The organism is Gelidibacter sp. F63206 (assembly GCF_023015735.1).
The window spans coordinates 1-6,647 of the sequence record NZ_JALKAU010000087.1 but is presented as its reverse complement, the minus strand read 5'-3'; the positions used below and the strand labels follow the sequence as shown (position 1 = coordinate 6,647).

Genomic DNA, 6,647 nt, shown 5'->3' with positions numbered 1-6,647 from the left:
CGTTGTAACACATTCCCCACACAATAAAAACTCATTTATTTCATAAACTAACCAGTAAAATTATTGTGTAGGAAAATTATAGTAAATTTGACTTTAGCCAAAATTTGAGAAAACTAAAATATTATATATTAACAATATTCATTTCCTTGAGCTGTTCTGAAAAAAATACAGAATGGAAAGCAGAAAGAGAAGCTTCTATTCATTTCGGAGGGGAACCTAAAATTGAAAGCTTTACGCTCTCATTTCATAGAAAAGGTGACACTTTAATTTATAATTATGTTAGTAAAATTGACAGTACAAAAACTATCAATATTCAAAAAGCAGCAAACTCAAATATTTTATTTTTTGGATTTAGGGAATTCATTGAGTCAGACAAAAAAACATTTCGAAACCAGAAACTAAAGGATTTAGAATTTAAATATTATGATTTAGAAAACCCTGGAACCCATGGAACAGGACCAATTTTATTTAATTCAGAATATGGACTTCTTGCAATAAACAATGTTTATGGACCTACAATTATTTTTCTTGAAGCAAAAGATAATAATTTGACTGAAATAATAATTAATAATTTGAATGAATGAAAACGTGTTACAACAGTGTGTATAAGCAATGGCTTGTTCTCGCCTACTTGGAAAATCCTTCGGATTTTCCTCTGGCAAGTACCTGTTTGCAATTGTCCGTACCGAACCACACCACTGCTCATACACTAAACGTTACCACACATTTGAAAAAACCATATTTATGAAAAAAATATTTTTAGCCATATCAATAATTTTAATAGCAATATCATGCAAAAAAGAGTATAAAGGAACTAACTCAAATGGCTTCAAACTAATAGTAACTGCTAAAAACTTTCCTGATAGCACCAAAGTCTATCTATATGATGACGACATCGAAATAAAAATGGATTCAGCCTATGTCATAAACGAAAATTTCAAACTTTCTGGAAATGTAGATTTTCCCTCAATGTGTTACTTGTTTTTTTATGACAGTGAAAACAAACCAATAGAAGACTATAAATATTTATTTGTAGAAAATAAAAACATTTCAATTGTTGGAGAATATTCAGATTTTTTCAATGCTAAAGTAATTGGCTCAAACCAAAATGATTTATTTAATCAATATCAGTCCATATCTGCAAATAGTGAAAAATCAAAAAGAACTTCTAATCAACTTCATTTTCTGTTTTCGAATCCGAACAACCAAATGTCATTAAGAGAATTGTTACATAAGAAAAAAGAAATTTCAAAAGACAGTTTATTATTATTTCACAAAAAACTTAATATTACAAACTCAAACTCACCAAAAGGTCTGGAATTATTAACCTATATAAATACAGATCAGGTTAAAATTGGAGATAAATTCAGAGATATTTGGGGAAATGACCTGAATGGTGTTCAACATAAATTATCAGATTATTATGGTAAAATTATTCTATTAGACTTTTGGAGTCCAGACTGTCCTTATTCAAGTCAACAGCATCATAAGGAACTTCCAAAATTAGTTCAAAAATACAATCAAGAAGACTTTATGATTATCAGTTATTTTGTTGATACAGAAATCGATGAATTAGCAAAATCAACTGAACACAAGTATGAAAATTGGTTAAATATTTCAGATTTAAAAGGAATGAAAGGCGAAAATATTTCTGAATATGATGTTACAGGAACACCAAACAGTTTTCTAATCGACAAAAATGGAATTATAGTTAAATCGTTCATCGAATTTTACAAAGGAGAAATAAATATTGAAAAGGAAATTGACAAACTTCTAAAATAAAAACGTGTGGTAACAATGTGTAAAAATAATTGCTTGGTTCTCGCCTACTTGGAAATTCCTGCGGAATTTCCACAGGCTCGGTTTATTTTTGTTATTTTAGGTGTTTAACCCACGCAACTATTCTTACACCAAACGTTGTAAAACATTTGAGAAAACTGAAAAAATTGACGAATCGACATATTATTTTATTTTTTCCTCTTTTAGTTGGACTTAATTCCTGTGACAATCTCACTCAAAAAGAGCTTTTCGACAAAGTAGTTTATGACGAATATCATTCAAACTATGATGGAATAGTTCTTGAAAAATATATTGACAAAGAAAATCATGCAAGACCAATAATTATTATCCGACATCCAATATTTGGCGATGATAAAAAAGACTTTATTTTCCAAAGTTCTGCACTTTTTGAGTTTATAAAAATCGGAGACACACTAACTAAAAAAACCGAATCTTTAAAAATCAATCTCAAAAGAAAAAATCTGGATACGATAATTAAGTTGGATTTTGACAATATAAAAGGAAAGGAAAAATATTATTCTGAAAATAAATACATAACGGAGAATTGAATAAAAAACGTTTTACAACACTGTGTAAAAATAATTGCTTGTTCTCGCCTACTTGGAAATTCCTGCGGAATTTCCACAGGCTCGGTTTATTTTTGTTATTTTAGGTACTTAACCCACGCAACTATTCTTACACCAAACGTTGTACGCAAGCTAAAAAAACCTATTCGTAAGAAATAAATAAAATAATAAATATGGCATTTAACTGGACTTGTCCTCACTGCGAAACAAAAACTACCATTAACTCTGACGATCACAAAAAAGATGAGTCAAATTTAAAAATAAGAAATGCTGATGGACTAAAAAGTGCTGATATACTTTGGATTGTTTGTCCGAATACTGAGTGCAATAAGCTATCGTTGTATATAAGATTATATGAACTTAATTATGTTCCTCAAATATACAGAAGAGGAGATTTTATAAAAGAATGGACACTTATTCCGAATACTAAAGCCAAAGTTTATCCAGATTACATTCCAATAGCAATTCGTCAAGATTATGAGGAAGCATATACAATTTTAGAATTAAGCCCAAAGGCTTCTGCAACTTTATCACGCAGATGTTTACAAGGTATGATCAGAGATTTTTGGGGTGTCAAAAAAGGTCGACTTTTTGACGAAATTAATGAAATTGAAGAAAAAGTCGATCCGTTAACTTGGAAATCCATTGACGCAATAAGAAAAGTTGGAAACATTGGTGCTCATATGGAAAAAGATATCAACTTAATAATTGAAGTTGAGCCAAAAGAAGCACAGCTCTTAATTCAACTTATTGAAATGTTAATTGAAGAATGGTATATTCATAGACACGAAAGAGAACTAAAGTTAAATTTAATAGTTGATATTGCTGAAACAAAAGATAAGGCTAAAAAAAATGAATAAAGCCTGCGTACAACAAAGAACTGAGGCAAAAAACAAGGCTTTTCTCCATTAAATTTGACAAATGCGGTCCTGGCATTGTTGAAGTGGAATAAAGCTCCTTCGTCGTTTTATTTCCAATCCAACAATCAATAATCAGCACCAAAGTTGATGAGTCCGATTAATTAATCTTTAACACTGACACATGGGCATCATCGTACGGTAAACCAGATTTCACGATTGCAAAACACTGTTTCAATAACTTATTGGCTACTGCAATAAGCGCCAATTTTTTACTCTTACCCTTGTTTACGATTCGCTCATATATCTCGCGGCACGCTTTGTTGTACTTACAGGCATTGAAAGCACAAAGGAACAACAGGTTACGAAGTTTCTTGTTGCCGACCTTACTGATCCTGCTACGACCGCGTACACTGCTTCCCGACTCTCGAATTGTAGGTGTAATACCAACATAGCTGCAGAGCTGTGCAGCGGTCTCAAACTTGGAAAATCCATCGGTTACCACAATCAAAAACAATGCAGTCTTTATACCTATCCCTGGAACGGTGGTTAAAAGGGTGAGCTGCTGTTGTTGTTCTTTCCTAACAAGCGAGAGCAGACGCTCCTCGATACCGGCAATCTCCTTGTCCAAGTGTTTTCTGTCCCGTTTCAGGGACCGGTAAACGAACTTGGAGGGAATGCCGAGGGTCTCTTCGCCGTGCAACTTGTTTTTGGCTGCCGTGCGCTTTTTAAGATAACTGTCCAACAATCGGAACAGTTGCAAACACTCTGCCTGCACATCGGTCAGGGCACTGTAAAGTGGAACCTCATTAGCCATCGCATAATCGCAAATAGCTTTGGCATCGCTCTTGTCCGTCTTCACCTTGGCAAGTTTCATCTGTATGAAACGCTTTACAGACAAGGGATTTACAACCGATACCACTACGTTGCTTTTGTATAGAAACTGTGCGAGCCTATAGTGGTAATAGCCCGTTGCCTCCATCACCACAATTGAATCTTGGGGAAGTATCTTTAAAAAGGACTTAAATCCTTTTTCATTATTCTTGAACTGATCGTGGCCACTATTGCTACCGTGCAAATCAAAGACATCCTTGCTGATGTCAACTCCAAAAGTTTCCTTATATTTATTCATATCAAAACAATTCATGAAAGAACCAGCTACTTGGGTCACAACAACTTGAAAACGAGATCTAGGTCTCACAGAACTGAACGTGATTTAAGTAGTAAAAGAGCGGGGATTATCAATGTTGCCGAAGTCTAAAAGCTTCACCGTGTATAGTAACCTTACTCCGCTCTTTTGTTCTTTCTGATTAATACTTAAAGTTAACTGATTTATTAAAAATCAAACTTAAGCCGTGTATAAGTTATGGCTGGGTCTGTGCTTACTTGGAAAATCCTGCGGATTTTCCATAGGTAGTTGACCGTTTGGAATTGTCCGTGATGGCACACGCCACAACTCATACACATAAACGTTAGCACACATTTGAGAAAAAATCGATGAGAACAATAATAATCTTGACTCTATTATTAGGAATTAACTCTTGCGTTGCACAATCTGAAACGGAAAAACAACTATTCGGAAAATGGATTTTAGTTGCGGAAATGAACTCTTTTCCAGAAGATATTGAGCCACTTGGCGAATCTAACTCTGAAACTGACTCTGAAACCGATTCTAATATGGAATTAAAAACAACTCTGACTTTTAATAAAGACAAAACAATCTATATCAATCAAATGGGAAATGAATATAATGCGACTTACAAACTGACTGATTCGACTTTAACTATTGGAAATCGAAATTATATTCTCGTGGAAATAAATAAAAAGAAATTGATTTATAAAGATAAAGACGGACTTTTTGACAATCATTACGAATATAAAAAAGCGGAATAAAAACGTGTGCTAACACCGTGTAAAAATAATTGCTCGGTTCTCGCCTACTTGGAAATTCCTGCGGAATTTCCACAGGCTCGGTCAATTTTTGTTATTTTAGGTGCTTAACCCACGCAACTATTCTTACACATAAACGTTAGGCAACATTTGAGAAAACAATGAAATTAGGAAATAACATTTTAGCATTTGTCTTATTTATAATTATCGGAATTCCGATTTTTATATTGTTTTTGCCAATAATGATAGTTCTTTACCCAATTCATTTCTTTCAAAGAAAGCGATTTGAAAAAAAATACTCTGAATTTCTGACCAACAACAATGGAAAGAATTTCTTCTGCTACAACAATAGAAAAAACTCGAAAGAATATATTGAGGAACAAATAATCCCTAATCTGACTGACGGAATTGAAATCGTGTATCTGAATGGAAAAAAAGTGGAATCGGAATATAATGCGGAATTTATTTCAGAGGCTCTTTACAAGTTTAAAAATTACAGCGGATTTCCTCACTTAATGAAAATACAGAATGGAAAATTAATTGATAAATCAATAAACAATCCGTTTTATAACGTGCTGAATTTGAAAAAGGATAAAACTGAATTATTAACTAAAATCAATCGGTTCTTTGAACTGAATGAAATAAAAAACGTTGCCTAACACCGTATAAAAATAATTGCGGTTTAGTGCTTAATCAAAGGTCGTTGCGTGTTTGTAACGTCTGATTTTCCTTCGGAAAATCCTCGCATACAAACCCGCAACTATTCTTATACATAAACGTTATGCAACAGTAAAAGCATCACGCAAAAATTGAATAACAACAGGAAATTTGTAACTTTGATATTATGGATATAGATCTTCAAAATAAAAAAATCGAATTAATTCAGTGGCTTTCCACTTTGGATGACCAATCTTTGATTGACAAATTGATGAAGTTAAGAAAAAAAGAAAAAACTGATTGGTGGAATGAAATTTCAATTGATGAACAAAAATCAATTGAAAAAGGAATTCAAGATGCCGAGAATGGTAAACTAACTTCTCACTCAAATGTCAAAAAGATTTATGAAAAGTGGTTATAAAATTCTATGGACAGACCACGCAATCTCTGAGTTAGAAGAAACCATTGAGTATTTGGAAAACAATTGGTCTGAAAAAGAGTTAAGAAAATTCTCTGCTAAACTTGACCACACTATTGAGCTAATCTCAAAAACACCTGAAATGTTTCCTGATTCTTACGAAAAAAAAGGAATTCGAAAAGCTGTTGTAGAGAAACATAACAACCTCTATTATCGAATAAATGAAAATTCTGTCGAAATAATTTCACTCTTTTCAAACCGAAAAAATCCCAATAAGAAAAAAATATAATAACCGTTGCATAATCGAGTAGACGGGTGACGACCTAACGGTCGCCACTGCGCCTCTCACACCACCGTACGTACGGGTCTCGTACCCGCCTGCCGGCGAGCAGGTACGGCGGTTCACCAGATTAAAGTTTGCGCTCTATCGATGTAATCTCCTAGCGGTTTATAGCCTTT

Annotated in this window: 9 protein-coding genes; 8 read left to right on the top strand and 1 reads right to left on the bottom strand. The window is 33.3% G+C overall.

All coding sequences use genetic code 11. From position 1 onward, the window contains the following. Positions 1-104: 104 nt before the first annotated feature. The 4 genes from MWU32_RS05165 (at position 105) to MWU32_RS05150 (ending at position 3,226) form a co-directional block, all read left to right on the top strand. Positions 105-584, top strand: coding sequence for a hypothetical protein (locus MWU32_RS05165; RefSeq protein WP_246937150.1), 480 nt, complete (start codon positions 105-107; stop codon positions 582-584). Between the two features lie 160 nt (positions 585-744). Further along, positions 745-1,782: a TlpA disulfide reductase family protein gene (locus MWU32_RS05160; RefSeq protein WP_246938288.1), complete on the top strand. Its 1,038-nt coding sequence runs from the start codon at positions 745-747 to the stop codon at positions 1,780-1,782. Positions 1,783-1,928: 146 nt separating this feature from the next. Further along, on the top strand, positions 1,929-2,348 hold the full coding sequence (locus MWU32_RS05155; protein WP_246938287.1) for a hypothetical protein: 420 nt from the start codon (positions 1,929-1,931) through the stop codon (positions 2,346-2,348). Positions 2,349-2,539: 191 nt separating this feature from the next. Beyond that, positions 2,540-3,226 (top strand): DUF4145 domain-containing protein, encoded by a 687-nt coding sequence (locus MWU32_RS05150; protein ID WP_246938286.1) that lies wholly within the window; start codon positions 2,540-2,542, stop codon positions 3,224-3,226. Between the two features lie 157 nt (positions 3,227-3,383). On the opposite strand, the gene MWU32_RS05145 is transcribed toward MWU32_RS05150, so the two are convergent. Beyond that, positions 3,384-4,355: an IS110 family transposase gene (locus MWU32_RS05145; RefSeq protein WP_246938285.1), complete on the bottom strand. Its 972-nt coding sequence runs from the start codon at positions 4,353-4,355 to the stop codon at positions 3,384-3,386. Between the two features lie 365 nt (positions 4,356-4,720). Between MWU32_RS05145 and MWU32_RS05140 the strand changes: the two genes are divergently transcribed. The 4 genes from MWU32_RS05140 (at position 4,721) to MWU32_RS05125 (ending at position 6,477) form a co-directional block, all read left to right on the top strand. Next, positions 4,721-5,116, top strand: a complete 396-nt coding sequence (locus MWU32_RS05140; RefSeq protein ID WP_246938284.1) for an META domain-containing protein — start codon at positions 4,721-4,723, stop codon at positions 5,114-5,116. Between the two features lie 158 nt (positions 5,117-5,274). Then, entirely contained in the window at positions 5,275-5,772 is a 498-nt protein-coding gene (locus MWU32_RS05135) for a hypothetical protein (RefSeq protein ID WP_246938283.1), read from the top strand. 185 nt (positions 5,773-5,957) lie between these two features. Next, complete coding sequence (locus MWU32_RS05130; protein ID WP_246938282.1) at positions 5,958-6,191, top strand: hypothetical protein; 234 nt, start codon at positions 5,958-5,960, stop codon at positions 6,189-6,191. Beyond that, positions 6,160-6,477, top strand: coding sequence for a type II toxin-antitoxin system RelE/ParE family toxin (locus MWU32_RS05125; protein WP_246938281.1), 318 nt, complete (start codon positions 6,160-6,162; stop codon positions 6,475-6,477). The genes MWU32_RS05130 and MWU32_RS05125 overlap by 32 nt, the downstream gene beginning before the upstream one ends. Positions 6,478-6,647: the final 170 nt, after the last annotated feature.

What these genes read in the sequence shown, in the direction of transcription:
- MWU32_RS05160 (WP_246938288.1), top strand. Translation starts at nt 745, where the DNA reads ATGAAAAAAATATTTTTAGCCATATCAATAATTTTAATAGCAATATCA.
- MWU32_RS05150 (WP_246938286.1), top strand. Translation starts at nt 2,540, where the DNA reads ATGGCATTTAACTGGACTTGTCCTCACTGCGAAACAAAAACTACCATT.
- MWU32_RS05145 (WP_246938285.1), bottom strand. Translation starts at nt 4,355, where the DNA reads ATGAATAAATATAAGGAAACTTTTGGAGTTGACATCAGCAAGGATGTC.
- MWU32_RS05140 (WP_246938284.1), top strand. Translation starts at nt 4,721, where the DNA reads ATGAGAACAATAATAATCTTGACTCTATTATTAGGAATTAACTCTTGC.
- MWU32_RS05135 (WP_246938283.1), top strand. Translation starts at nt 5,275, where the DNA reads ATGAAATTAGGAAATAACATTTTAGCATTTGTCTTATTTATAATTATC.
- MWU32_RS05130 (WP_246938282.1), top strand. Translation starts at nt 5,958, where the DNA reads ATGGATATAGATCTTCAAAATAAAAAAATCGAATTAATTCAGTGGCTT.
- MWU32_RS05125 (WP_246938281.1), top strand. Translation starts at nt 6,160, where the DNA reads ATGTCAAAAAGATTTATGAAAAGTGGTTATAAAATTCTATGGACAGAC.